This is a genomic window from Enterobacter sp. BNK-8, from assembly GCF_048685095.1.
GTDB lineage: Bacteria > Pseudomonadota > Gammaproteobacteria > Enterobacterales > Enterobacteriaceae > Enterobacter > Enterobacter quasiroggenkampii.
Map to the genome: position 1 here is coordinate 871644 of NZ_JBLQTN010000001.1, position 25451 is coordinate 897094.

At 55.8% G+C, this 25451-nt stretch carries 21 protein-coding genes, 7 tRNA genes and 1 pseudogene; 2 read left to right on the forward strand and 27 right to left on the reverse strand.

Translation table 11 applies throughout. The features are described 5' to 3' along the window. Positions 1-106: 106 nt before the first annotated feature. The 9 genes and pseudogenes from rlpA to leuS all read right to left on the reverse strand — a co-directional run bounded on the left by rlpA (position 107) and on the right by leuS (position 10193). Positions 107-1218 (reverse strand): annotated as a pseudogene (gene rlpA / locus ACMGGU_RS04160) (endolytic peptidoglycan transglycosylase RlpA). Positions 1219-1234: 16 nt separating this feature from the next. Continuing rightward, positions 1235-2347 carry a peptidoglycan glycosyltransferase MrdB gene (mrdB, locus tag ACMGGU_RS04165; protein ID WP_008501037.1) on the reverse strand — a complete coding sequence of 371 codons (1113 nt, stop codon included), beginning with the start codon at positions 2345-2347 and terminating at the stop codon, positions 1235-1237. Positions 2348-2349: 2 nt separating this feature from the next. Beyond that, positions 2350-4251 carry a peptidoglycan DD-transpeptidase MrdA gene (gene mrdA / locus ACMGGU_RS04170; protein WP_008501038.1) on the reverse strand — a complete coding sequence of 634 codons (1902 nt, stop codon included), beginning with the start codon at positions 4249-4251 and terminating at the stop codon, positions 2350-2352. A 28-nt stretch (positions 4252-4279) separates the two neighbouring features. Continuing rightward, positions 4280-4747: a 23S rRNA (pseudouridine(1915)-N(3))-methyltransferase RlmH gene (rlmH, locus tag ACMGGU_RS04175; RefSeq protein ID WP_163330467.1), complete on the reverse strand. Its 468-nt coding sequence runs from the start codon at positions 4745-4747 to the stop codon at positions 4280-4282. Between the two features lie 3 nt (positions 4748-4750). Beyond that, entirely contained in the window at positions 4751-5068 is a 318-nt protein-coding gene (gene rsfS / locus ACMGGU_RS04180) for a ribosome silencing factor (RefSeq protein WP_023334893.1), read from the reverse strand. A 269-nt stretch (positions 5069-5337) separates the two neighbouring features. After that, positions 5338-6003, reverse strand: a complete 666-nt coding sequence (nadD, locus tag ACMGGU_RS04185) for a nicotinate-nucleotide adenylyltransferase (protein WP_420300270.1) — start codon at positions 6001-6003, stop codon at positions 5338-5340. Next, the gene (holA, locus tag ACMGGU_RS04190; protein ID WP_048026955.1) at positions 5996-7027 is read right to left on the reverse strand and encodes a DNA polymerase III subunit delta; all 1032 of its coding nucleotides are present in this window, start codon (positions 7025-7027) and stop codon (positions 5996-5998) included. The genes nadD and holA overlap by 8 nt, the downstream gene beginning before the upstream one ends. Beyond that, the gene (gene lptE, locus ACMGGU_RS04195) at positions 7027-7596 is read right to left on the reverse strand and encodes an LPS assembly lipoprotein LptE (RefSeq protein ID WP_008501042.1); all 570 of its coding nucleotides are present in this window, start codon (positions 7594-7596) and stop codon (positions 7027-7029) included. Before lptE ends, holA begins: the two co-directional genes overlap by 1 nt. Before the next feature lie 14 nt (positions 7597-7610). Further along, on the reverse strand, positions 7611-10193 hold the full coding sequence (leuS, locus tag ACMGGU_RS04200; RefSeq protein ID WP_045909589.1) for a leucine--tRNA ligase: 2583 nt from the start codon (positions 10191-10193) through the stop codon (positions 7611-7613). A gap of 214 nt (positions 10194-10407) precedes the next feature. On the opposite strand from leuS, the gene ACMGGU_RS04205 reads away from it, so the two are divergent. Further along, positions 10408-10890 carry a zinc ribbon-containing protein gene (locus ACMGGU_RS04205; protein ID WP_023617134.1) on the forward strand — a complete coding sequence of 161 codons (483 nt, stop codon included), beginning with the start codon at positions 10408-10410 and terminating at the stop codon, positions 10888-10890. A 135-nt stretch (positions 10891-11025) separates the two neighbouring features. On the opposite strand, the gene rihA is transcribed toward ACMGGU_RS04205, so the two are convergent. The 10 genes from rihA to miaB all read right to left on the reverse strand — a co-directional run bounded on the left by rihA (position 11026) and on the right by miaB (position 21308). Further along, the gene (rihA, locus tag ACMGGU_RS04210) at positions 11026-11967 is read right to left on the reverse strand and encodes a pyrimidine-specific ribonucleoside hydrolase RihA (protein WP_420300271.1); all 942 of its coding nucleotides are present in this window, start codon (positions 11965-11967) and stop codon (positions 11026-11028) included. Positions 11968-12087: 120 nt separating this feature from the next. Then, the gene (locus ACMGGU_RS04215) at positions 12088-12813 is read right to left on the reverse strand and encodes an amino acid ABC transporter ATP-binding protein (RefSeq protein ID WP_014883001.1); all 726 of its coding nucleotides are present in this window, start codon (positions 12811-12813) and stop codon (positions 12088-12090) included. After that, complete coding sequence (gltK, locus tag ACMGGU_RS04220; protein ID WP_008501047.1) at positions 12810-13487, reverse strand: glutamate/aspartate ABC transporter permease GltK; 678 nt, start codon at positions 13485-13487, stop codon at positions 12810-12812. The genes ACMGGU_RS04215 and gltK overlap by 4 nt, the downstream gene beginning before the upstream one ends. Then, a complete protein-coding gene (gene gltJ, locus ACMGGU_RS04225) occupies positions 13487-14227 on the reverse strand; it encodes a glutamate/aspartate ABC transporter permease GltJ (RefSeq protein WP_008501048.1) in 741 nt (246 codons plus the stop codon). Before gltJ ends, gltK begins: the two co-directional genes overlap by 1 nt. Positions 14228-14382: 155 nt before the next feature. Beyond that, complete coding sequence (locus tag ACMGGU_RS04230; RefSeq protein WP_008501049.1) at positions 14383-15288, reverse strand: amino acid ABC transporter substrate-binding protein; 906 nt, start codon at positions 15286-15288, stop codon at positions 14383-14385. Between the two features lie 409 nt (positions 15289-15697). Further along, positions 15698-17236, reverse strand: coding sequence for an apolipoprotein N-acyltransferase (gene lnt, locus ACMGGU_RS04235; RefSeq protein WP_420289637.1), 1539 nt, complete (start codon positions 17234-17236; stop codon positions 15698-15700). Between the two features lie 5 nt (positions 17237-17241). Continuing rightward, on the reverse strand, positions 17242-18120 hold the full coding sequence (gene corC / locus ACMGGU_RS04240) for a CNNM family magnesium/cobalt transport protein CorC (protein WP_021242574.1): 879 nt from the start codon (positions 18118-18120) through the stop codon (positions 17242-17244). Positions 18121-18209: 89 nt separating this feature from the next. Next, the gene (ybeY, locus tag ACMGGU_RS04245; protein WP_008501052.1) at positions 18210-18677 is read right to left on the reverse strand and encodes an rRNA maturation RNase YbeY; all 468 of its coding nucleotides are present in this window, start codon (positions 18675-18677) and stop codon (positions 18210-18212) included. Continuing rightward, positions 18674-19720, reverse strand: a complete 1047-nt coding sequence (locus tag ACMGGU_RS04250) for a PhoH family protein (RefSeq protein WP_008501053.1) — start codon at positions 19718-19720, stop codon at positions 18674-18676. Before ACMGGU_RS04250 ends, ybeY begins: the two co-directional genes overlap by 4 nt. A gap of 163 nt (positions 19721-19883) precedes the next feature. After that, on the reverse strand, positions 19884-21308 hold the full coding sequence (gene miaB / locus ACMGGU_RS04255) for a tRNA (N6-isopentenyl adenosine(37)-C2)-methylthiotransferase MiaB (RefSeq protein WP_252077423.1): 1425 nt from the start codon (positions 21306-21308) through the stop codon (positions 19884-19886). Between the two features lie 135 nt (positions 21309-21443). Between miaB and ubiF the strand changes: the two genes are divergently transcribed. Then, on the forward strand, positions 21444-22619 hold the full coding sequence (gene ubiF / locus ACMGGU_RS04260) for a 3-demethoxyubiquinol 3-hydroxylase (protein WP_420300272.1): 1176 nt from the start codon (positions 21444-21446) through the stop codon (positions 22617-22619). Positions 22620-22725: 106 nt separating this feature from the next. On the opposite strand, the gene ACMGGU_RS04265 is transcribed toward ubiF, so the two are convergent. From ACMGGU_RS04265 to asnB, 8 genes are all read right to left on the reverse strand, one after another. Further along, positions 22726-22800 (reverse strand) — tRNA-Gln (locus tag ACMGGU_RS04265). A 37-nt stretch (positions 22801-22837) separates the two neighbouring features. After that, a tRNA-Gln gene (locus ACMGGU_RS04270) sits at positions 22838-22912 on the reverse strand. A gap of 41 nt (positions 22913-22953) precedes the next feature. Continuing rightward, a tRNA-Met gene (locus ACMGGU_RS04275) sits at positions 22954-23030 on the reverse strand. A gap of 17 nt (positions 23031-23047) precedes the next feature. Further along, positions 23048-23122, reverse strand: a tRNA-Gln gene (locus tag ACMGGU_RS04280). A gap of 32 nt (positions 23123-23154) precedes the next feature. Further along, positions 23155-23229: transfer RNA gene (locus ACMGGU_RS04285), tRNA-Gln, on the reverse strand. Positions 23230-23252: 23 nt separating this feature from the next. Continuing rightward, positions 23253-23337 (reverse strand) — tRNA-Leu (locus ACMGGU_RS04290). 8 nt (positions 23338-23345) lie between these two features. Continuing rightward, positions 23346-23422, reverse strand: a tRNA-Met gene (locus ACMGGU_RS04295). A gap of 226 nt (positions 23423-23648) precedes the next feature. After that, on the reverse strand, positions 23649-25313 hold the full coding sequence (gene asnB / locus ACMGGU_RS04300; RefSeq protein WP_021242994.1) for an asparagine synthase B: 1665 nt from the start codon (positions 25311-25313) through the stop codon (positions 23649-23651). Positions 25314-25451: the final 138 nt, after the last annotated feature.

The window sequence follows — 25451 nt, forward strand, 5'->3', positions numbered from 1 at the left end:
AAAAGTGCCTTACTATAGCAAATGCTATTCAGGCAGGCATCCGACTTTAAGCATGAGTTTGTGAATGTGTTTTACACAAACTGACAATTCGGATACCGCCGGTTAATTATTTCGCAACAGCGATAAATGACTGAAGCTGAGCTTCATTCTGCAGACGCTGCTGCAGGGAGGCTGCCTGCGATTTGCTGGCAAACGGCCCCATCTGAATGCGCCAGACCGCACCGTTCTGCTCAACGCGTCCTGGTACGCCAAACTGCTGGCTCAGACGCTGTTGATACTGTTTGGCCCGGGCCTGATCGCTCACTGCGCCGACCTGAACCACATAGCTGCCGCTGGCCGCTGTTGGAGCCGTCACCGCTGCACTTTGCGTGGCCGCGGGCGCCGTTACGGGAGCCGACTGGGTCGCTGGCGTAGCAACGGGAGCGGGGGCTGGGGTAGGCTCACTGCCTTCCAGCACGCCCGAGGCTAAGGTCGTCGGTGCGCCAAGAAAGCCGCTACTCTTTACCGGTGCGCCCGTTGAATCGTCGCTTTGCAGCGTGTCATTGCTGATTGGGCGTATTTCTCCCCCGGCTGAGCAGGCTCGGCCGGAGAAGAGACGCTGCCCATTCCGCCGTCAAGATTTGGGCGGTCGGGCAGGGCATAGGTCTGTTTCGCCACCGTCGTACACGCGGTACCTGGCCCGGACAGCGAACCATCCTGTGCCACGATAATCGGGTCAATACGGACTTTGGTGTTGTTTGAGGTATTCAGACGATCGGCTGACGCGCGAGACAGGGAGATCACCCGGTCATTTCCGTACGGGCCGCGGTCGTTGATACGCACGACAATCATACGGCCGTTTGCCAGGTTGGTGATGCGGGCGTAGCTCGGGATCGGCAGCGTTGGGTGTGCCGCCGTCAGCTGCATCGGGTCGAACGTCTCCCCGGAGGCCGTCAGGTTACTGCCTGGCTCGGCATCGTAAATGGCGGCAAAGCCCGCCTGACTGAAACGGGAAGGATCCTGAACAATTTTATAGCTTTTGCCGTCGCGCTCGTAATCCTGATTGGCACTGGCATTCAGCGGTTCATAAACGGGATCGGCACCGCTGATTTCAACGATTGGGCCATTACACACCGCAGGCTGCGGCGGCGCGACGGTTGCCTGTTGCTGACCATCATCACTTGTGCAGGCCGCAAGTAAACTTGCCGCAATGCAGATCCCCAGCCACTGCTTACGCATTCCGATCCCCTTATTTTTATACGCTTTTTGACAACATTTTTCTGTGGGTATGGATCGACATCACGATACCAAACCCGGCCATCAACACGATCAGTGCCGAGCCCCCGTAACTCACCAGCGGCAGCGGTACGCCTACCACCGGCAGAATACCACTCACCATACCAATATTTACGAAGACATAAACGAATAAAATCAGCATCAACCCGCCAGCCATGACGCGACCAAAGGTCGTTTGCGCGCGTGCTGCAATCCACAATCCCCGCATGATCAGCAGAACGTATAGCGCCAGGAGTATTAAGATACCCACCAGCCCCAGCTCTTCCGCCAGTACGGCAAAGATAAAGTCGGTGTGGCGTTCCGGTAAAAATTCCAGCTGCGACTGCGTACCGTGCAGCCAGCCTTTCCCGCGCAGGCCGCCGGAGCCAATCGCAATCTTGGACTGAATAATATGATAGCCCGCGCCCAGCGGATCGGTTTCCGGATCGAGCAGCATCATGACGCGCTGGCGCTGGTAATCGTGCATCAGGAAGAACCAGAGAATAGGGATGAACGCCGCTATCAGCACCACCGCGATACCAATCAGGCGCCAGCTCAGGCCCGACAGGAAGAGGACAAACAGACCGGAGAGCGCGATAAGGATTGAGGTGCCAAGGTCAGGCTGTGCCGCAACCAGCAGCGTTGGCAGGAAAATCAGCACCAGCGCGATGGCGGTATTCTTCAGAGACGGCGGACAGACGTCGCGGTTGATAAAGCGTGCCACCATCAGTGGCACGGCGATTTTGGCAATCTCCGAGGGCTGGAAGCGGACAATACCCAAATCCAGCCAGCGCTGCGCCCCTTTTGAAATGGCACCAAACGCATCGACCGCAACCAGCAAAATAATACAGAAGATGTAGAGATAGGGCGCCCAGCCTTCGTAAACGCGCGGCGGGATCTGCGCCATCACCACCATAATGATCAGGCCCATGGCGATCTGGCCGATTTTGCGCTCCATCATCCCGATGTCCTGGCCGCTGGCGCTCCAGATAACCAGCGCACTGTAAACCAGCAGAGCCAGCAGGATCAGCAGCATGGCTGGGTCGATGTGGATTTTGTCCCACAGCGATTTTTTATTTGGATTATCCGTCATGATTATTGGTCCTCCGCCGCAGCGGCGGCCGGGTTTTCAGCCGGCAGTTCGGTGTTGTTATCACCCAGCATGATGTGGTCAAGGATCTGGCGCATGATGGTCCCTACTGCAGGCCCGGCACCGCCGTTCTCCAGAATCATTGCCACCGCGACCTGCGGGTTGTCATAAGGGGCAAACGCCGTCATCAGCTTATGGTCACGCAGACGTTCGGCAATGCGGTGCGCGTTATAGGTTTCGTTGGCTTTCAGGCCAAATACCTGCGCAGTACCGGACTTCGCCGCCACTTTGTACGGCGTCCCGGCGAAATACTTGTGTGCGGTACCGTTCGGGCGGTTTGCCACGCCGTACATACCGTCTTTCGCGATTTCCCAGAAGCCGGAATGAATGTCACCCACTGGGGCTTCGTGCGGCTGGTTCCACGGCACTTTTTTGCCGTCTTCAACCGTACTCTGCAGCAGATGCGGCACTTTCACCACGCCGTCATTGATGAGGATCATCATGGCTTTGTTCATCTGAAGCGGCGTTGCCGTCCAGTAGCCCTGACCGATACCCACCGGAATGGTATCGCCCTGATACCACGGCTTTTTAAAGCGCTTCAGCTTCCATTCGCGCGTCGGCATGTTGCCGGAGCGTTCTTCCGCAAGGTCAACGCCGGTGTAGTGTCCGTAGCCGAATTTGCTCATCCACTCTGACAGGCGGTCGATCCCCATGTCATAGGCCACCTGATAGAAGAAGGTATCCGCAGACTCCTCCAGCGATTTGGTGACGTTCAGATGACCGTGGCCCCATTTTTTCCAGTCGCGATAGCGCTTATCCGAACCCGGCAGCTGCCACCAGCCCGGGTCAAACAGGCTGGTATTGCGGTTGATGACGCCAGCACTCAGTGCAGAGACCGCCACGTACGGTTTAACCGTTGATGCCGGTGGGTAAACCCCTTGCGTCGCGCGGTTCACCAGCGGCGTGTTGGGGTCATTCAGCAGACCGGAGTAGTCTTTACTGGAAATGCCGTCAACAAACAGGTTCGGGTCATAGCTTGGCATTGACACCATCGCCAGGATGCCGCCGGTTCGAGGATCTGTGACCACAACGGCTGCACGACTGCCCGCTAGCAGGGTTTCAATATACTGCTGCAGCTTAAGGTCGAGAGTCAGATAGACGTCATGCCCCGCCTGCGGCGGTACCTCTTTAAGCTGGCGAATCACGCGGCCACGGTTATTAACCTCAACCTCTTCATAGCCGGTTTGCCCGTGCAGGACATCTTCGTAGTAGCGTTCAATGCCCAGCTTACCGATATCATGCGTTGCGGCGTAGTTCGCCAGCTTGCCGTCTTTATCGAGGCGGTCGACGTCTTTGTCGTTAATCTTGGAGACGTAGCCAATCACATGCGTCAGCGCGGAGCCGTAGGGGTAGTAGCGACGCTTGTAACCTTTTACTTCCACGCCAGGGAAACGGTACTGGTTCACCGCAAAGCGGGCCACCTGGACTTCCGTCAGGTTGGTTTTAACCGGAATGGAGGTGAATCGGTGTGAGCGGGCGCGTTCTTTTTTAAAGGCGGCGATATCGTCGTCGTTAAGGTCAACAACGCTTTTCAGCGCTTCCAGTGTATCCTGAACATTATCGACTTTTTCCGGCATCATCTCGATTTGATAGATGGTGCGGTTTAACGCCAGCGGGGTGCCGTTACGATCGTAAATAATGCCGCGGCTGGGTGCGATAGGTACCAGCTTGATACGGTTTTCGTTGGAACGCGTCTGGTAATCGGTAAAGCGGACAATTTGCAGATTATAAAGGTTGGCGATCAGCACGCCGGTAAGCAGCAAAATCCCGGTGAAGGCGACCAGCGCCCGGCGCACAAACAGCGCGGACTCAGCCGTATAGTCGCGAAAAGAATTCTGTAGTTTCATCCGCTGCTTAATCTACCCTGGTCAGTCATTACTCGCGGTGATAGGGGTGGTTGGTAGTAATGCTCCACGCGCGATACAGGCTTTCTGCCACCAGTACCCGAACGAGCGGGTGGGGAAGCGTCAGCGCGGAGAGGGACCAACTTTGTTCTGCTGCCGCTTTGCAGGCAGGGGATAACCCTTCAGGCCCGCCAATCAACAGACTGACGTCACGACCATCCTGCTTCCAGCGCTCCAGTTCGTGCGCCAGCTGCGGCGTATCCCAGGGTTTTCCTGGAATATCGAGGGTGACGATGCGGTTCTTGCCTGCGGCAGCCAGCATCAGTTCGCCCTCTTTATCGAGAATACGTTTGATATCGGCGTTCTTGCCGCGCTTACCGGCGGGAATTTCCACCAGTTCGAACGACATGTCTTTTGGAAAACGGCGCAGATATTCAGTAAAACCGGTTTGTACCCAGTCCGGCATTTTGGTGCCGACGGCGACCAGCTGCAACTTCACGCATTAACCCCAGAGTTTTTCCAGTTCATACAGGCGACGGCTCTCGTCCTGCATGACGTGGACAATCACATCGCCGAGATCGACAACCACCCAGTCAGCCGTCGCTTCGCCTTCAACACCCAGCGGTAACAGCCCTGCTGCACGCGATTCCTGAACCACGTGATCGGCAATCGAAACAACATGACGCGTGGACGTACCGGTGCAGATAATCATGCAGTCGGTAATACTGGATTTACCCTTCACGTCAATCGCGATGATGTCCTGACCTTTCAGGTCATCAATTTTGTCAATAACAAAATCCTGGAGTGCTTTACCCTGCAAGTTTTCCCCCTGGGGTGAATGAGATTGTAAAACTTTGAATTCGTAGCCAGGCAGTATACCTGAACTCATGCCTGTGTCGGGACAAATGTCTCCGGCCGGGCTTTTGAAGGCGGGTATCATCCCACCCTCCGCCTGAGATTGCATCGCCATTTTTGTAAAACAATTTCTGTAAAGCAATGACTGGCGGGAAAGTCTGGCAGCGGAGAATAACAGTATGGCTTACCCTGTCAAGGCAGGATAAACAATAAGCCGCTTTTTATGCCTTCCCGCTATTCATCTGCGCTTTTCTGATACAAACCGTGCGTATGGATATAGGCCAGCACCGGTGCGGGGAGCAGATCGTCACATGCTAAACCCTGCTGTAAACGCTCGCGAATGAGGGTCGCAGAGATATCGAACCACGGCGTTTCCGCCAGATAAATCTTCCCGGCAGGCTGATTGTGGAGATCTTCAACATTGGCGGTGAGATGATCTTCCAGCCACTGCTGGTACTGCGCTTCGCGCATGGTCAGCGGATAGCCAGGACGGCGGCAGACGAGCAGATGGCTGTTCTCCAGAATGGTTTCATATTTATGCCATGTGGGGAAGTTCAGCAGGGAATCCTGACCGATGATAAAAGCCAGCGGCTGGTCTGGCCCCTGTTCTGCGCGCCACTCCTGAAGCGTCTGCGAGGTCCAGGAGGGGGTTTCGCGACGCAGCTCACGCTCGTCAAGCCGGAAGAGTGGCTTATCTGCGATGGCCAGGGCAAGCATCTCTTTTCGCTGCTCGCTGGTCGCCTCGGGCTGCGGACGGTGGGGCGGGACATTATTGGGCATGATGGTAACGCGCTGAAGGCCGATCAGATTCGCCAGAATTTCAACCGGCTTCAGATGCCCGTAGTGTACCGGGTCGAAGGTGCCGCCATACAGGGCCTGTAAAGAATGCATACTATCCATCAATAAAAACGTCTGCCAGCGCCTTGTGGCAGAGCAGCAGAGAAAGGCTTTCCAGCTCCGCCCAGACCGACTGGCCGTAATCTTGCTTTAGCGTAAGCTCGGCGCGCATCAGAAGCTGTACCGCCTGGCGAAGCTGTTCATGACTCAGGCGGTTGATGGCCTCGGTGGTCAAAGCCCGGCGATTTTGCCACACCCGGTGTTTATCAAACAGCGAACGCAAAGGCGTATGGGCAGACTGACGCTTGAGCGTAATCAGCAGCAGTAATTCGCGCTGCAGGGTTCGCAGCAGAATAACCGGTTCGCTGCCTTCGAGGCGCAGCTGCTGCAGAATATGCAGGGCGCGTTTACTTTTTGCCGACAGCAGCGCGTCCACCCAGTGGAACGGCGTGAAGTGCGCCGCGTCGTTAACGGCCTGCTCGACGCGCGGCAAGGTCAGCTTGCCGTCCGGCCAGAGCAGGGAGAGTCTGTCAAGCGCCTGCGCCAGGGCCAGCAGGTTACCTTCATAGCAGTAGCAAAGCAGCTGATTTGCCGCGTCATCCAGCTGAAGGTTGTGCTGTTTCGCTCTCGCGGCGACCCATTTAGGCAGATGTGCCTGCTCAGGCGTCTGACAGGTGACCAGCACCGCATGGGTCGCGAGTTGGGTAAACCAGGCCGCGTTTTCCTGCGCTTTGGTCAGCTTGTTGCCACGCACAATAAGGAGCAGATCGCTGTGTAAGAGGCTGACCAGCGTAGCGAGCTGCTCGTTTATCGCCGCGTTAGGGCCGTTCTCCGGCAGCAGGATCTGAATTGTCTGGCGCGATGCGAACAGGCTCATCGCCTGACAGAGCGAGAAGAGGGCGTTCCAGTCGGTGTTGTTATCCAGCTGGACGGTGTGATGTTCATCAAAACCCTGCGCGGCGGCGGCATGCCGCACGGCATCCAGGCTTTCCTGAAGCAATAACGGATCGTTTCCAAGAAGCAGATACGCCGCGCGCAGCCCTTCATTGAGCTGCGCGCGGAGTTGTTCAGGATACAGCCTGATCATCATTTACCCAGAGAGTTAGCAGCAGGAAGCGTGCCATCAACCGGTTTATCAACAATGTCAGATCCTTGTTTGGTTGACGCTGCAATACTAGGCAGTTTACGGATCAGCTGTTCCGCCGCCTTGTCGTACATTTCGTTGATGATAATCTGCTGTTCGGCATCTTTTGCCAGCGCCGTCTGCGGGTTATCGAAGAACGAACGGTACACTTTCGTGCTGATCGGATAGATGTCTTTACCCGGGATCAGAACTGCCGCGTTGACCGTCAACACCATTTGATACTCTGCGGTACGGCCATCCTGGAAGATAGACGCGGTATCTCTCGACAGACCACTTCCTGTCACACGCAGAGACGGTACATCCTGACGCAGCGTCTGTTTCTCAACAAGCTCAACGCCGTTCAGACGCAGCTGATTGCGAATTGCCCGGCTGAGTGGGCCATTCGGATCCCCGGAATCAAAGATCATGGTTTTCATCTGAGCAGGCACCGCCGTGGTATTGCGCAGGTGCCAGCCACAGCCAGCGGTGACAAGCACCGCCAGAGATAAGAGTATTGTTGCCAGTTGTCGCACGTTTCCTCCCGCGCTTAGCCAACGACCAGATTCAGCAGTTTACCCGGTACGTAGATCACTTTACGTACGGTAACGCCCTCAAGATATTTAGCGACCAGTGGTTCCTGGCCCGCGCGTTCGCGAACCTGTTCTTCGGTTGCATCGACCGCCACGGTAATTTTACCGCGGACTTTGCCGTTCACCTGGACTACGACCAGCGTGGTGTTTTCCACCATCGCGGCTTCGTCAGCCTGCGGCCACGGCGCGTTGTCGATATCGCCTTCGCCTTTCAGCTCCTGCCACAGGGTAAAGCTAACGTGCGGCGTGAACGGGTTCAGCATGCGAACGACGGCCAGCAGTGCTTCACGCATTAAGGCACGATCCTGCTCGCCGTCCTGCGGCGCTTTCGCCAGCTTGTTCATCAGTTCCATAATAGCCGCAATTGCGGTATTGAAGGTCTGACGACGACCAATATCATCGGTCACTTTCGCAATCGTTTTATGAACATCACGACGCAGCGCCTGCTGATCTTCAGTCAGTGCGGCGGCGTTCAGCGCCGGGGCATCGCCCAGTGAGGTGTGCTCGTAAACCAGTTTCCAGACGCGTTTCAGGAAGCGGTTTGCGCCTTCTACGCCAGACTCCTGCCACTCCAGCGTCATGTCCGCCGGAGAAGCAAACATCATGAACAGACGCACGGTATCTGCACCGTAACGCTCAACCATCACCTGCGGGTCGATACCGTTGTTTTTCGACTTAGACATCTTGCTCATGCCGGTGTAGACCAGCTCATGACCTTCGGCGTCTTTGGCCTTCACGATACGGCCCTTCTCGTCGCGTTCAACGATCGCGTCAACCGGAGAAACCCAGTTACGCTCGCCGTTTGCACCGACGTAATAGAAGGCATCCGCCAGCACCATGCCCTGGCACAGCAGCTGTTTTGCAGGTTCGTCAGAGTTCACCATGCCCGCATCGCGCATCAGCTTGTGGAAGAAGCGGAAGTAGAGCAGGTGCATGATGGCGTGTTCGATACCACCGATGTAGATATCTACCGGCAGCCAGTAGTTCGCCGCGTTGGAATCCAGCATGCCATCCTGATACTGCGGGCAGGTGTAGCGTGCATAGTACCAGGATGACTCCATAAAGGTGTCAAAGGTGTCGGTTTCGCGCAGCGCAGGCTGGCCGTTGACGGTGGTTTTAGCCCACTCAGGATCGGCTTTGATCGGGCTGGTGATGCCGTCCATGACGACGTCTTCCGGCAGGATCACCGGCAACTGATCTTCTGGCGTTGGCATCACGGTGCCATCTTCCAGCGTCACCATTGGAATTGGCGCACCCCAGTAACGCTGACGGGAAACACCCCAGTCGCGCAGACGGAAGTTAACTTTACGCTCGCCCACGCCAAGGGAGGCCAGCTTGTCGGCGATGGCGTTGAAGCCCTCTTCGAAGCTCAGACCGCTGAACTCGCCGGAGTTGAACAAGGTCCCTTTTTCGGTCAGCGCGTGTTCGGACAGGTCTGGTTCAGAACCGTCAGCCGCCAGGATAACTGGCTTGATGGTCAGGCCATATTTGGTGGCAAATTCGTAGTCGCGCTGGTCGTGACCCGGAACGGCCATCACGGCGCCCGTGCCGTATTCCATCAGTACGAAGTTGGCGGCCCAGACAGGGATCGCTTCGCCCGTCAGCGGGTGAATGGCTTTAAAGCCGGTATCAACGCCTTTTTTCTCCATCGTTGCCATATCGGCTTCGGCCACTTTGGTGTTGCGGCATTCGTCGATGAAGGTAGCCAGTTCCGGATTGTTTTCTGCCGCTTTCTGCGCCAGCGGGTGACCTGCGGCCACGGCCAGGTAGGTCGCGCCCATGAAGGTGTCCGGACGGGTGGTGTAGACGGTCAGGGTCTGGTCGTAGTTCTCAACGTTGAAGGTAATTTCCACGCCTTCGGAACGGCCGATCCAGTTGCGCTGCATGGTCTTAACGGTATCTGGCCAGTGGTCCAGATTATCCAGATCGTTCAGCAGCTCATCAGCATAAGCGGTGATTTTGATAAACCACTGCGGGATCTCTTTACGCTCTACTTTGGTGTCACAGCGCCAGCAGCAGCCATCGATAACCTGTTCGTTCGCGAGAACGGTCTGGTCATTCGGGCACCAGTTAACGGCAGAGGTCTTCTTGTACACCAGGCCTTTTTTGTACAGCTCGGTGAAGAACTTCTGTTCCCAGCGGTAGTATTCCGGGGTACAGGTTGCCAGCTCGCGGCTCCAGTCATAGCCGAAGCCCAGCATTTTGAGCTGGTTTTTCATGTACGCGATGTTGTCATACGTCCACGGTGCCGGCGCCGTATTATTTTTTACCGCCGCGCCTTCCGCAGGCAGACCGAACGCATCCCAACCGATGGGTTGCAGAACGTTTTTACCCAGCATGCGCTGGTAACGCGCAATCACATCACCGATGGTGTAGTTACGCACGTGGCCCATGTGTAGTCGACCAGAAGGATAGGGAAGCATCGACAGGCAGTAATACTTCTCTTTGCTCTCGTCTTCGGTTACTTCAAAGGTGCGCTTCTCGTCCCAGTGTTGCTGGACTTTTGATTCTATCTCTTCCGGGCGGTATTGCTCTTGCATGGCAGCCAGTGGTCCTGTTTTCAATACAGCTACAAATGTAGCCAATGGATGTGGTAATTCAGATCCGCATAGCATAGCCCAAACGCCCGCGTCAAAACAGCCTTTCGCGCAAATGCGCTTTGCAGGAATTTACCGGGTCTGTGCTTCACCTGACAAAGCGGCGATGAAATAAGGTCTATTATTAGAAATAGTTACTTACCCGGGAGGCAAAATGATGAACAAGGTTGCTCAATTTTACCGCGAACTGGTGGCGACACTGACGGAACGGCTGCGTAACGGCGAGCGCGATATCGATGCGCTGGTAGAGCAGGCGCGTGCCCGCGTGTCGCAAACGGGTGAGTTAACGCGAACCGAAGTGGAAGAGGTGACGCGTGCCGTGCGTCGCGATCTGGAAGAGTTCGCGCGCAGCTACCAGGAGAGCCAGGAGGAGGTCACGGACAGCGTTTTCATGCGGGTGATCAAAGAGAGCCTGTGGCAGGAGCTGGCCGATATCACGGATAAAACGCAGCTGGAGTGGCGTGAAGTCTTTCAGGATTTGAACCACCACGGTGTTTACCACAGCGGTGAAGTGGTCGGGCTGGGAAATCTGGTGTGCGAGAATTGCCACCACCATATTGCGGTGTATACGCCGGAGGTTCTGTCGCTGTGTCCGAAATGCGGCCACGATCAGTTCCAGCGTCGTCCGTTTGAGCCCTAGGTAAAAGCGCAGGTTTGCGCCCTCTCCCCGTGGGAGAGGGCATCAGGCCGCACAAGGTAAAAGCAAAACGGCAACCATGTTGCCGTTTTTAGTGTGTGCTCCCTCTCCCCGTGGGAGAGGGCCGGGGTGAGGGCATCAGGCCGCACTATAGTAAGCCAGCCTCTCCGCCAGCAAATCCACAAACGCCTCACGGTCAATATCCACCATCACCGTTGTATTCGGCTTATTTCCCGTCAGCGAGTAGTAGTCCACCACCGTCATCCCCTGGGTGTATTTCCCCTGAGTTTCAACGCCAACCCACCTGTGGACGGTGGTAAACATCTCCGGTTTTAATAGCCAGGCAATGGTGCACGGATCGTGCAGCGGCGCGCCGTGGAATCCCCATTTCTCGGCTTTGTGATACTCCATAAAGAAGTCGAGCAGCTCAGCCACGGTTGTCGCGACCGGATTACCCACGGCACGAAAGCGTTCAATGTCGTCAGCCATAATCTGCGCGCGATGGGTCACGTCCAGCCCCGCCATCACGACGGGCAAACCGGACTGGAAGACGATCTCCGCCGCTTCCGGGTCGACAAAAATGTTGAATTCTGCGGACGGCGTCCAGTTTCCCAGACCCATGGCCCCGCCCATGATGACGATACGGGCGATTTTGCTGTGCAGTTCAGGGTGGCTGTTCAGCAGCAGCGCGACGTTGGTTTGCGGCCCGGTAGCCACCAGCGTCACGGGCTCCGCGCTCTCGCGCAGCACCTTCGCCATCAGCTCCACGGCGGTGCAGTTTTGCGGCGTGAAGCCCGGTTCAGGCAGCGCCGGACCGTCCAGACCGCTTTCACCATGCACGTTATCCGCGATAATTAATCCACGCATCAGGGGCTTGAGGGCGCCACCGGCGACGGGAATATCGGTGCGCCCGAGCAGCGTCAGCATGCGCAAAACGTTACGCAGGGTTTTATCCGGCGTCTGGTTTCCGGCGGAAGAGGTGACGGCTTTGACGTCGAGTTCAGGGGAGGCAAGTGCAAGAACGAGCGCGATCGCGTCATCATGACCCGGATCGCAATCGAAAATGATGGGTTGTGCCATAGCGTTCTCCATTCATAGCGTTATTTTGTGACAAGGTTAACGCTGCAATGTGACGCCGAATAGATAAAGAGAGCTAAAGCGTGAAGCAGTGCGCAATCCGCAGATTGCGCACCGTGAAGATCAGTGCAGGATTTTGGCGAGGAAATCTTTCGCACGTTCGGATTTCGGGTTGGCGAAGAACTCCTCTTTCGGGGAATCTTCGACAATTTTCCCTTCGTCCATAAAGATCACGCGGTTGGCCACCTTACGGGCGAAGCCCATTTCGTGGGTCACCACCATCATGGTCATCCCTTCGTGCGCCAGTTCGACCATCACGTCCAGCACTTCGTTGATCATCTCCGGATCGAGCGCCGACGTTGGCTCATCAAACAGCATGGCAACCGGATCCATGCACAGCGCGCGGGCGATCGCCACACGCTGCTGTTGGCCGCCGGAAAGCTGCGCCGGGAACTTATCGGCATGCGCAGAGAGGCCAACGCGTTCCAGGAGCTTCAGGCCTTTCTCGCGCGACGCTTTTTTATCACGCTTGAGCACTTTCACCTGGGCCAGGGTCAGGTTCTCAATAATGGAGAGGTGAGGGAACAGCTCAAAATGCTGGAACACCATGCCAACGTGAGAGCGAAGCTGGGCAAGATTGGTTTTCTTGTCGTTGACTTTGGTACCGTTGACGACGATCTCGCCCTGCTGGACCGGCTCCAGACCATTGACGGTTTTGATCAGCGTCGATTTACCGGAACCGGACGGTCCGCACACCACTACCACGTCGCCTTTTTTCACTTCGGTGGAGCAGTCGGTCAGCACCTGAAAGTGCCCATACCATTTAGAAACATTTTTCAGGGAAATCATTGTACCGTCCTTTTTTTCAGCCAGCTGACCAACAGCGACGCGCTTAAACTAATCACAAAATAGACCGCACCCGCAAAGAGCACCATCTCAACCTGCGTACCATCACGCTCACCGATGGTTGACGCGGTACGGAAGAAGTCTGCCAGGCTTAGCACGTAGACCAGAGAGGTATCCTGGAACAGCACGATACCCTGGGTCAGCAGGAGCGGAACCATGGCGCGAAACGCCTGCGGCAGAATAATGAGCTGCATGGACTGCCAGTGTGTCATCCCCAGCGCCAGCGCGGCGCTGGATTGCCCGCGGGAGATACTCTGAATGCCCGCACGGATAATCTCCGAGTAGTAAGCGGCCTCAAACATCGAGAACGCCACCATCGCCGAGATCAGACGGATATCGGTTTTCGGCGACAGCCCCAGTACGTTTTGCAGGAAGCCGGGCACGATCAGGTAAAACCACAGCAGCACCATTACCAGCGGGATGGAGCGGAACACATTAACGTAGGCGGTCGCGAACCAGGCGAGCGGCTTAAAGCTCGACAGGCGCATGACGGCCAGCAGGGTGCCCCAGACGATACCGACAATAATGGCAATGACGGTGATTTTTAAGGTAATCATCAGTCCATCAAGCAGATAAGGCATGGATGGAACGATAGAACTCCAGTCAAATTCGTACATTATTTGCCCCCCATGTTGCCCGGCAGGCGAATTTTGCGTTCAACCAGGTTCATCACCAGCATGATGAAAGCGTTAATCAGAACATAGGCGAGCGTGATCGCGGTAAAGGATTCCCACGCGTGAGCGGAGTAATCCAGCAGCTTGCCCGCCTGTGCAGCCATATCGACCAGGCCGATGGTTGAGGCGATGGCCGAGTTTTTCACCAGGTTCATCATCTCGGAGGTCATCGGCGGAACGATGACGCGGTAGGCGTTAGGCAGCAGCACGTAGCGGTAGGTTTGTGGCAGGGTTAATCCCATCGCCAGACCCGCATTTTTTTGTCCACGGGGTAATGACTGAATGGCGGCACGCACCTGCTCGCAAACGCGCGCAGCGGTAAACAGCCCCAGACACATCATGGAGGAGACAAAGAACTGCACATTCGGATCCAGTTCCGACTTGAACCACATGCCAATATTTTCCGGCAGCAGTTCCGGGATAACCAGATACCAGGTAAAGAATTGCACGATCAGCGGAACGTTACGGAACAGTTCCACATAGAGGGTGCCAAGCGTTGAAAGAAAACGGTTAGGGACGGTGCGCAGAATACCGAACAGAGAACCGACAAGAAACGCGATGATCCACGCCGTTATCGATAATGCCACGGTGACCTGAAAGCCGCTCCACAGCCAGCCAAGATAGGTGGTGTTGCCGAACGGGGCTTGTTGCAGAAATATGCCCCAGTTCCAGTCGATTGACATAATAAACTCCAGAAAAAAAAGGGTAGCAGCGCTACCCTCGAAGATTGGTGAGAAGCTCATTTTTCGCGCTGAGTGGGGAACGACCACTCAACGTATAGTCTGTCCATGCTTCCCGACAATCGAGAGGGCAGGAGATCCCGCCCCTGTTGTTCTAATTAGTTAAGAGCCTTGTCATTTGGAGATTTGAACAGCGCTTTCATGTCGTCAGACAGTTCAAAATTCATGTTCAGGTTTTTAGGTGGAATTGGGTTCTTGAACCATTTGTCGAACCATTTTTCCGCTTCGCCGGAGGTCTGCACCTGAGCGATGGTGTCATCGATCAGCTTTTTGAACTGCGGATCGTCTTTACGCAGCATACAGCCGTAGGCTTCTTTCGACTGCGCGGTGCCGACGATATCCCAGTTGTCTGGTTTCTTCGCTTTCGCACGCTCGCCCGCCAGCAGGGCATCATCCATCATAAACGCGACGGCACGACCGCTTTCCAGGGTACGGAAGGAGTCGCCATGGTCTTTCGCGCTGATGATGCGCATATCCATTTTCTTCTCGTCGTTCAGCTTGTGCAGCAGCACTTCAGACGTGGTACCGGAGGTGACAACGACTGCTTTGCCTTTCAGGTCAGCGAAGTCTTTAATCTCACCGCCTTTCTTCGTCAGCAGGCGGGTGCCTACAACAAAGATGGTGTCAGAGAAGGCAGCCTGCTTCTGACGCTCGAGGTTGTTGGTGGTGGAGCCACACTCGAAATCAAAGGTGCCGTTTTGCAGGAGTGGAATACGGTTCTGTGAAGTGATTGGGATCAGCTTCACTTGCAGGTCAGGTTTGTTCAGCTTTTTCTTCACGGCTTCAACGATAGCGTTGGAGTAATCCTGTGAATAGCCCACGACTTTTTGCGTGTTGTCGTAGTAAGAGAACGGGACAGAAGATTCACGGTGGCCGACCACGATGACGCCGTTTTTGGCAATCTTGTCGAGAGTGCTGCCTGCTGCTGGCGCATCTTCAGCGTGAACCACGCCTGCAGACATTCCCATAACCAGCATTGCTGTGGCCAGTTTACGTAATTGCATACCCAACTCCTTTCTTATCAGCGCCAGAGACGCATTGATACCCATTGTGATGTTGTTATATCTCGCGCAATGCGAGTGCAGTGTTATGCAAACTTGTTAACATTTAGTCTGGCTTAATGTAAAGATTTTGCTGCGTTATTGTTTATTTTTGCGAAGCGCGCCGCACCATTCAGAGGCAAATATCTCCCGTTGCACCGTTTCGGTGCTACCGATGATCTACGCTGGTGCGACAAAGTTGCACGTTAAGCCAAACTGCGTTTACCTGAATAAACAAAGCAATAGGCGTGCCAGAATTGGAGTCTGGAAGGAATTGTCAGGTGGCGGCTGCGCCTTACCCGACCTACGGGAACGGAAATGTTGAAGGTAGGCCGGGTAAGGCGTAGCAGCCACCCGGCAACAGAAGGGAAGGTTATTTACGACGCTGGCGCAGGCTCATCAGCACCGCGCCAAAGCCGAACAGCGCGGTCAGGATCCACAGCGGCCAGTTGCCGGTACGGGCGTATGGCGTCAGCCCCGTGGTCGGGGTGACGTGAGTGGTCAGTACCTCACGGGTGAACTGTGGGATCATGGCCTGGATTTCACCCTGCGGACCAATCACGGCGGTGATACCGTTGTTGGTGCTGCGCAATAACGGACGCGCCAGCTCCAGGGAGCGCATGCGTGCCATCTGGAAGTGCTGCCACGGGCCGATTGACTTACCAAACCAGGCATCGTTAGAGATGGTCAGCAGATAGTCCGTATCCGGGCGGAAATTATCGCGCACCTGCTCGCCGAGGATGATTTCGTAGCAGATGGCCGCCGTCAGGGCAACGCCGTGCGCGTGCAGCTGAGGCTGAACGTACGGGCCGCGGCTGAAGGAGGACATCGGCAGATCGAAGAAGGGAGCCAGCGGGCGCAGAATCGACTCCAGCGGCACAAATTCACCAAACGGCACCAGGTGGTTCTTGTTGTACCGGTCAGTGGAGTGGTAGCTGTATTCGCTGTCTTTGCCGAGCGTAATGATGGTGTTGTAAGTGTCGTAGCGGTTCTGCTGATTCAGACGCGCATCGACAATCCCGGTGATCAGCGTGCTGCCACGCGAGAGCAGCAGGTCGTTCATCATGTTGAGGAACGGCTGCTGGTTGATCTCCAGATCGGGAATAGCAGACTCCGGCCAGATAATCAGCTGCGATTTACCCATCACCTCTTCGGTGGCGTTAGCGTAGATCTTCAGCGTATTCAGCAGCTCTTTCTCGTCCCACTTCATGGACTGCGGGATGTTCCCCTGAACCATAGAAACCTGCATAGCGCGCGCGGGCTCAGGCGTGAACCACTGGATATAGCGCAGCGGGAAGGGAAGAGCGAACAGCACCAGCGCCACAACCAGCGGCTTCCAGCCGCGCGTGACCAGCGCCAGGACCAACAGGCCGCTGACCACCATGAGCAGGAAGTTAATGGCCTCAACGCCCATGACCGGCGCCAGGCCTTTGAGCGGGCCGTCAATCTGGCTGTAGCCGAACTGCAGCCACGGGAAGCCGGTCAGCACCCAGCCGCGCAGGAATTCCGTGATTTGCCAGACCACCGGTGCGGCAATCGCGACGCGCAGCCAGCTGGTTTTGGGCCACAGGCGAGAAAGGATGCCGGCGAACAGGCCAGTATAGAGCGAGAGATAGGCGGCGAGCAGTACCACCAGGAAGACGTTTACCGGGCCCGGCATACCGCCAAACTGGGCGATGCTGACGTAGACCCAGTTAATACCTGAGCCAAACAGCCCCAGTCCCCAGAAGTAGCCGATAGCAGCAGCCTGTACCGGACGACGATTCAGGGTCAGACCCTGAAGCCCCATCAGGGAGAGAATGGCCGCAGGCCAGATGTCGTAAGGAGAAAAAGCCAGCGTACCGCTGGCTCCGAGTAACAGCGCCAGCAGCAAACGGACGCGCTGGCGTTCAAGCAATGGGGCAAATGCCATTTACATTAATCTTCCAGTTTTGGCACCGGTGAGTCGTCCGGCGTTCTGACATGAACCTGTATAATACGTCGGCTGTCGGCCATGGCTACTTTGAACTGGTAACCGTCGATGTCAACGGTCTCACCGCGCGCCGGGAGATGGCCAAAGGCCTGCATCACCAGCCCGCCAATGGTATCGACCTCTTCGTCGCTGAAGTGGGTCCCGAAGGCGTCGTTGAAGTCCTCAATGGAGGCCAGCGCGCGCACGGTCCAGGTGTGGCGGCTGAGCTGACGGAAGTCGATATCCTCTTCTTCGTCGTACTCATCTTCGATTTCGCCCACGATCAGCTCAAGGATATCCTCGATCGTGACCAGACCGGAGACGCCACCAAATTCATCAATAACAATCGCCATGTGGTAACGCTGAGAGCGAAACTCTTTCAGCATCCGATCCACACGTTTACTTTCCGGCACAACCACGGCCTGGCGTAACACTTTTTCCATGCTGAAGGCTTCGGCATCGCTGCGCATAAACGGCAGCAGATCTTTCGCCATCAAAATCCCTTCGATGTGATCTTTGTCTTCGCTGATAACCGGGAAACGTGAGTGAGCGGATTCGATGATCACATCGAGGCACTCGTCCAGGGTCTGGTTACGTTTCAGGGTGATCATCTGCGAGCGGGGGATCATGATATCGCGAACGCGCTGGTCGGCGATGTCCATAACCCCTTCGAGCATTTCGCGCGTATCTTCGTCGATAAGGTCGTTCTGCCCGGAATCACGAATCAGCTCCAGCAGTTCATCACGGTTTTTGGGTTCGCCGTGGAAAAGCTGGTTCAGAATGAGGGAGAAGAATCCCTTTTTACTGGTTGTCGTGTCGCTACTGTGTGAATTGTCGTCGCTCATGGCGTTTGTTAAGGGTTCTCTTGTTAGTTCAACGTTTACCGCCACGCGATGTCCTTTCGTGGCGGCAGGTGAGTCAGTCAGGTGACGGACTATTCTTTCTCGGCAATGTACGGATCCTCATAGCCCAGAGCAAGCATTATCTCTGTCTCGAGGGACTCCATCTCTTCCGCTTCGTCGTCTTCGATATGATCGTAGCCGAGCAGATGCAGGCTGCCGTGTACCACCATGTGCGCCCAGTGGGCTTCAAGGGGTTTCTGCTGCTCTTTGGCTTCCTGTTCAACCACCTGACGGCAGATGATCAGATCGCCCAACAGCGGCATCTCGATGCCCGGTGGGGCTTCGAACGGGAAAGAGAGCACGTTGGTCGGCTTATCTTTCCCGCGATAGGTCAGGTTAAGCTCATGGCTTTCTGCTTCATCCACCAGGCGAATCGTGACTTCTGATTCTTCCTGAAACTGCGGGATAACGGCATCCAGCCATTTCTGAAACTGTGCCTCATCTGGCATGCCGGAATTGTCTTCACAGGCCAGCTGTAAATCGAGGATCACCTGACTCATTTCTGTTCTTGCTCCTGCGCTTCGCGCTTACGTTCTGCGGCCAGTTCGGCCTTACGCTTCTGATCCGCCTCTTCCCAGGCTTCATAGGCGTTAACGATACGCGCGACCACCGGGTGGCGTACCACGTCTTCACTGTGGAAGAAGTTAAAGCTGATTTCATCGACCTCGGCCAGCACCTCGATGGCGTGGCGCAGGCCCGATTTGGTGCTGCGCGGCAGGTCAATCTGGGTGACGTCGCCGGTAATCACCGCTTTCGAGTTAAAGCCAATACGCGTCAGGAACATTTTCATCTGTTCGATGGTGGTGTTCTGGCTCTCATCGAGAATGATGAACGCATCGTTCAGCGTGCGGCCGCGCATGTAGGCGAGCGGGGCCACTTCGATCACGTTACGCTCAATGAGCTTCTCGACCTTCTCAAAGCCCAGCATTTCGAACAGCGCATCGTATAAAGGACGCAGATACGGATCGACCTTCTGGCTCAGATCGCCTGGCAGGAAGCCCAGTTTTTCACCGGCCTCAACGGCAGGGCGGGTCAGCAGGATACGTCGGATCTCCTGACGCTCCAGCGCATCGACCGCTGCGGCAACGGCAAGATAGGTTTTACCCGTACCCGCCGGCCCCACGCCGAAGGTGATGTCGTGGTCGAGAATATTGGCGATGTACTGCGCCTGGTTTGGCGTACGCGGCTTGATGACGCCACGCTTGGTCTTAATGTTGATCGCCTTGCCATAGTCCGGCACGCTCTCCGCGCTCTGCTCAAGCACGCGCGCCTCTTTAATGGCGAGGTGAATCTGCTCCGGTTCGATATCCTGAATTTCGCCGCGCATGGGGGAGGTGTCGACATACAGGCTACGCAGAATGTCCGCAGCGGCGTTGACGCAGATAGGGCGTCCGGTGAGTTTGAAATGATTATCGCGACGATTGATTTCGATACCCAGACGTCGCTCCAGTTGTTTGATGTTGTCATCAAACGGCCCGCACAGGCTCAGCAGGCGAGCGTTGTCTGCTGGCTCAAGGCTAATTTCACGCGTATCTATGTTCAAACTGTTCCTCTTTGATTGGTTAACTGATCCGTTGCGACAGGCGTAATAAAACGGTCATTACCGAAATTATTCACGCCACAGAATAAAGGCGCAAGCGTTGCGGAAGATATTGGGGGCGATGAGAGGAAATACAAGGCCTGCCAAAAGAGGCAGGCCTGAAGGATTAGGGCTGGTAAATCCCAACGCCAGAATCGTTTTCTTTGCGGGTACGCGAGATCACGGATTGCGGTGACTCTGCGATACGCAGGCCCATTTCGTCTTCGGTGCGGACGACCTTCGCGCGCAGCGAGTTGGTCAGCACTTCGATAATTTCGACGTCCACAAACTTACCGATCATATCCGGAGTGCCTTCAAAGTTCACCACGCGGTTATTTTCCGTACGACCAGAGAGTTCCATAATGCTCTTGCGGGAAGTGCCTTCCACCAGAATGCGCTGAACGGTGCCGAGCATGCGGCGGCTCCAGGCGTTGGCCTGCTGGTTGATACGCTCCTGCAGAATATACAGACGCTGCTTTTTCTCTTCTTCCGGCACATCGTCAACCATATCGGCCGCCGGTGTTCCAGGACGCGCGGAGAAGATGAAGCTGTAGCTGACGTCAAAGTTCACTTCGCCGATGAGCTTCATGGTGCGCTCGAAGTCATCAGCGGTTTCGCCAGGGAAGCCGACGATAAAGTCAGAGCTAATCTGGATATCCGGACGCGCTTCACGCAGCTTGCGGATGGTGGATTTATACTCCAGCACCGTATGCGGGCGGCCCATCAGGTTCAGCACGCGGTCCGAGCCGCACTGGATCGGCAGGTGCAGGAAGCTCACCAGCTCTGGCGTATCGCGATAGACGTCAATAATGTCGTCGGTAAATTCCATCGGATGGCTGGTGGTAAAGCGAATGCGGTCGATGCCGTCAATCGCGGCCACCAGACGCAGCAGCTCGGCAAAGCTGCCGGTCGTGCCGTCGTAGTTCTCACCGCGCCAGGCGTTAACGTTCTGGCCCAGCAGGTTCACTTCGCGCACACCCTGCGCTGCAAGCTGCGCGATTTCAAACAGAATGTCATCTGCCGGGCGGCTGACCTCTTCACCACGGGTGTACGGCACCACGCAGTACGTGCAGTATTTGTTGCAGCCTTCCATGATGGAGACGAAGGCGGTCGGGCCATCGGCACGTGGCTCAGGCAGACGGTCAAATTTTTCGATTTCCGGGAAGCTGACGTCAACGACCGGGCTACGGTTACCGCGAACCTGATTGATCATCTCAGGCAGACGGTGCAGGGTCTGAGGGCCAAAGACGATGTCCACATACGGGGCTCTCTGGCGGATCAGCTTGCCTTCCTGCGACGCGACGCAGCCGCCCACGCCGATGATCAGGTCCGGATTTTTTCGTTTAAGAAGTTTCCAGCGGCCTAACACGTGAAAGACTTTTTCCTGCGCTTTTTCACGAATTGAACAGGTGTTCAGCAGCAGCACATCGGCTTCTTTCGCATTTTCAGTCAGCTGGTATCCGTGGGTGGTATCCAGCAGATCGGCCATCTTGGATGAATCGTATTCGTTCATCTGACAGCCCCAGGTTTTTATATGGAGTTTTTTAGTCATCGACTTGCTCAGCTCAGGATTGCAAGCCGCGTATTGTAATGCTTTGGTGGGGTTGTGACCAGTATGAAGGTTGTGTGTCTCAGGACCGCAAAAATCCGGTAAACTTAAGGGATTCTCCAATAAGGAAAATTGACCATGACACTCCAACACACCGAAGTTGCCGTTGTCGGCGGCGGTATGGTCGGCGGCGCGCTGGCGCTGGGGCTGGCGCAGCAGGGATTTGAGGTAACGGTAATCGAACAGGCGGCTCCGCCAGCCTACGATCCCGCCAGTAAACCGGATGTGCGCATTTCCGCTATCAGCGCGTCGTCCGTCGATCTGCTGCGCGGGCTGGGCGTCTGGGAGACGGTGCTGGCGATGCGCGCCCATCCTTACAGCCGTCTTGAAACCTGGGAATGGGAAAATGCCCACGTCTCGTTTGATGCCGCGGAGCTGAAGCTGCCGCGCCTGGGCTATATGGTGGAAAACAACGTGCTCCAGCTGGCGCTCTGGCAGGCGCTGGAGGCGCACCCGAAGGTGACGCTGCGCGTTCCTGCGTCGCTTAAGGCGCTGTATCCTCACGAGAGCGGCTATCTACTGACGCTCGACAGCGGCGATGAGCTGTCCGTGAAGCTGGTCATCGGGGCGGATGGCGCTAACTCGCAGGTCAGACAGATGGCGGGGATCGGGGTTCATGCCTGGCAGTATGAACAGTCCTGTATGCTGATTACCGCCAGGTGCGAGAATGCGCCGGGTGAAAGCACCTGGCAGCACTTTACGCCGAACGGCCCGCACGCCTTTTTACCGCTCTTCGATAACTGGGCGTCGCTGGTGTGGTACGACAAACCGGCGCGCATTCGCCAGCTGCAGGGAATGAACATGGAACAGCTGCAGCGCGAAATTCTGCTGCACTTCCCGAGCCGTCTGGGACACGTCACGCCGGTCGCCGCCGGGGCGTTCCCGCTCACGCGCCGTCATGCGTTGCAGTATGCCCGCGAAGGCTTAGCGCTGGTGGGGGATGCGGCACACACCATTCATCCGCTGGCCGGGCAGGGTGTGAACCTGGGGTATCGTGACGTCGATGCCTTACTGGATGTGCTGGGCAGCGCCCGCGGACACGCGGAAAACTGGGCCAGCCATCAGGTGCTGAAGCGTTATCAGACGCGGCGTATGGCGGATAACTTCCTCATGCAGTCGGGAATGGATCTGTTCTATGCCGGGTTTAGCAATGACGTAGCCCCGGTGCGTATTCTGCGTAACATAGGTCTGATGGCAGCGGAACGCGCCGGTGGCCTGAAGCGTCAGGCCCTGAAGTACGCCCTCGGACTCTAAACTTTTTTCCCTCTCCCCGCGGGAGAGGGCCAGAGTGAGGGAATCAGGCCGCACAATTTTGTACAAAAACAAAAAAGCCCGCAGAGCGGGCTTTTTTGTTACTAAGTGGCTGGGGTGCAGGGATTCGAACCCCGGAATGCTGGTATCAGAAACCAGAGCCTTACCGCTTGGCGACACCCCAATTGCGTTAAACAAGCTGCTTAACGACTTTTTTAAATTGGCTGGGGTACGAGGATTCGAACCTCGGAATGCCGGAATCAGAATCCGGTGCCTTACCGCTTGGCGATACCCCAACAATTTTTTTTATTACCGAACAACATCGATAATCTAAATTTGGTGGCTACGACGGGATTCGAACCTGTGACCCCATCATTATGAGTGATGTGCTCTAACCAACTGAGCTACGTAGCCAGTACTGCAATCTTCGATGGCTGGGGTACCTGGATTCGAACCAGGGAATGCCGGTATCAAAAACCGGTGCCTTACCGCTTGGCGATACCCCAATACCGCGGAGAACCGCAAAATCGAAGAAATATGGCTGGGGTACCTGGATTCGAACCAGGGAATGCCGGTATCAAAAACCGGTGCCTTACCGCTTGGCGATACCCCATCCGTGCAACGCTTACCCGGGAATGGTGCGGGAGGCGAGACTTGAACTCGCACACCTTGCGGCGCCAGAACCTAAATCTGGTGCGTCTACCAATTTCGCCACTCCCGCAAAAAAGATGGTGGCTACGACGGGATTCGAACCTGTGACCCCATCATTATGAGTGATGTGCTCTAACCAACTGAGCTACGTAGCCATCTTTTTTCGCGTTACCTTATCGGCGTTGCGGGGCGCATTATGCGTATAGACCCTTGCAGCGTCAACACCTTTTTCAACGAAAATAGCCGGAATGTGACTGTTTGGTTAGGTTGCGAACAGCGTGACCGAATATTCGGCAATTATTGGTTATTAATCGGTTTTAGCTGTGCAAAAGCGGGGCAAAAAAAATCAGGCCCCGCAGGGCCTGATGATGAAATGCACGATTATTTGTAGGCTGACTGGTGAACGCCTACCGCACGTCCTGACGGATCGTTCATGGATTTGAACGATTCATCCCATTCAATCGCTTTGGCAGACGAGCAGGCGACGGACGGGCCACCCGGCACACACTCCGCAGCGCTCGGTACCGGGAACAATTCTTCAAAAATTTCACGGTAGAGATACGCTTCTTTCGAACCCGGCGTGTTGTACGGGAAGCGGAAGCTTGCGGTTTCCAGCTGTTGGTCAGAAACCTGTTTCGCCGCGACCTCTTTCAGGGTGTCGATCCAGCTGTAGCCTACGCCATCGGAGAACTGCTCTTTCTGACGCCATGCCACGCTCGCTGGCAGGTAGGATTCAAAACATTCACGCAGGATATGTTTTTCCATTTTTCCGTTGCCGCACATCTTGTCCTGCGGGTTGATGCGCATCGCCACGTCGAGGAATTTCTTATCCAGGAACGGCACGCGCGCTTCCACGCCCCAGGCGGACATCGCTTTGTTGGCACGCGCGCAGTCGAACATGTGCAGCGCCTGGAGTTTACGCACGGTCTCTTCGTGCAGCTCTTTGGCGTTTGGCGCTTTATGGAAGTACAGGTAGCCACCAAACACTTCGTCAGAACCTTCACCGGAGAGCACCATCTTGATGCCCATCGCCTTGATCTTGCGCGACATCAGGTACATCGGCGTTGAAGCGCGGATGGTCGTTACGTCATAGGTTTCGATGTGATAGATCACATCGCGGATCGCATCCAGTCCTTCCTGCACGGTGAAGTGAATTTCATGGTGCACGGTGCCGAGGTGGTTTGCGACTTCCTGCGCGGCTTTCAGATCCGGCGCGCCTTCCAGGCCCACGGCAAAGGAGTGCAGCTGTGGCCACCAGGCTTCTGAGCGCTCCTGATCTTCCACGCGACGGGCCGCGAATTTCTTGGTGATCGCGGAGATCACGGAGGAGTCCAGACCGCCAGAAAGCAGCACGCCGTAAGGTACGTCTGACATCAGATGGCTTTTCACGGAATCTTCCAGCGCCTGACGCAGCTCGGCTTTGTCCGTGACGTTGTCTTTTACCGCGTCGTAATCGAACCAGTCACGCTGGTAGTATGGACGGATCTCGCCGTCTTTACTCCACAGGTAGCTACCCGCCGGGAACTCTTTGATGGTGCGGCAGACCGGCACCAGGGCTTTCATTTCAGAGGCAACGTAGAAGTTGCCATGTTCATCGTGGCCCATGTACAGCGGGATAATACCGATGTGGTCGCGGCCAATCAGATAGGCGTCTTTTTCGCTGTCGTACAGGGCAAAGGCAAACATACCCTGCAAGTCGTCCAGGAATTCGGGACCTTTCTCCTGATACAGCGCCAGGATCACTTCACAGTCGGACCCGGTCTGGAACGCGTAGCGGTCGCCGTACTCGGCGCGCAGCGCCTGATGGTTGTAGATCTCACCGTTGACAGCCAGCGCGTGCGTTTTTTTCTCGTTATACAGCGGCTGTGCACCGGCGTTGACGTCAACAATAGACAGACGTTCGTGAGCCAGAATCGCTTTGTCACTGGCGTAAACGCCTGACCAGTCCGGTCCGCGATGGCGCATCAGGCGGGACAGTTCGAGTGCCTTTTTACGCAGTTCGCCTGCGTCAGTTTTAATATCCAGTACGCCAAAAATTGAACACATAACCTTCTCCGTTAACCCTGTTGCTTTGTAATGTTGCTTGCTTATGAAAATGCCGCAAAGGGGCAGGGCGCGCAAGCGTTTTACGGGTGAAAACGTAAATAGTGCAATGGTGGTTGCGGATCGGTGAAAAATGCGTAT

Bases quoted from the DNA above. Each gene is read 5' to 3' on its own strand.
- ubiF (WP_420300272.1), top strand. From the start codon at position 21,444: ATGACACTCCAACACACCGAAGTTGCCGTTGTCGGCGGCGGTATGGTC.
- holA (WP_048026955.1), bottom strand. From the start codon at position 7,027: ATGATCAGGCTGTATCCTGAACAACTCCGCGCGCAGCTCAATGAAGGG.
- mrdA (WP_008501038.1), bottom strand. From the start codon at position 4,251: ATGAAACTACAGAATTCTTTTCGCGACTATACGGCTGAGTCCGCGCTG.
- lnt (WP_420289637.1), bottom strand. From the start codon at position 17,236: ATGGCATTTGCCCCATTGCTTGAACGCCAGCGCGTCCGTTTGCTGCTG.
- rihA (WP_420300271.1), bottom strand. From the start codon at position 11,967: ATGGCACAACCCATCATTTTCGATTGCGATCCGGGTCATGATGACGCG.
- mrdB (WP_008501037.1), bottom strand. From the start codon at position 2,347: ATGACGGATAATCCAAATAAAAAATCGCTGTGGGACAAAATCCACATC.
- ACMGGU_RS04215 (WP_014883001.1), bottom strand. From the start codon at position 12,813: ATGATTTCCCTGAAAAATGTTTCTAAATGGTATGGGCACTTTCAGGTG.
- corC (WP_021242574.1), bottom strand. From the start codon at position 18,120: ATGAGCGACGACAATTCACACAGTAGCGACACGACAACCAGTAAAAAG.
- leuS (WP_045909589.1), bottom strand. From the start codon at position 10,193: ATGCAAGAGCAATACCGCCCGGAAGAGATAGAATCAAAAGTCCAGCAA.
- ybeY (WP_008501052.1), bottom strand. From the start codon at position 18,677: ATGAGTCAGGTGATCCTCGATTTACAGCTGGCCTGTGAAGACAATTCC.
- miaB (WP_252077423.1), bottom strand. From the start codon at position 21,308: ATGACTAAAAAACTCCATATAAAAACCTGGGGCTGTCAGATGAACGAA.
- gltK (WP_008501047.1), bottom strand. From the start codon at position 13,487: ATGTACGAATTTGACTGGAGTTCTATCGTTCCATCCATGCCTTATCTG.
- ACMGGU_RS04205 (WP_023617134.1), top strand. From the start codon at position 10,408: ATGAACAAGGTTGCTCAATTTTACCGCGAACTGGTGGCGACACTGACG.
- nadD (WP_420300270.1), bottom strand. From the start codon at position 6,003: ATGGATAGTATGCATTCTTTACAGGCCCTGTATGGCGGCACCTTCGAC.
- gltJ (WP_008501048.1), bottom strand. From the start codon at position 14,227: ATGTCAATCGACTGGAACTGGGGCATATTTCTGCAACAAGCCCCGTTC.
- ACMGGU_RS04230 (WP_008501049.1), bottom strand. From the start codon at position 15,288: ATGCAATTACGTAAACTGGCCACAGCAATGCTGGTTATGGGAATGTCT.
- asnB (WP_021242994.1), bottom strand. From the start codon at position 25,313: ATGTGTTCAATTTTTGGCGTACTGGATATTAAAACTGACGCAGGCGAA.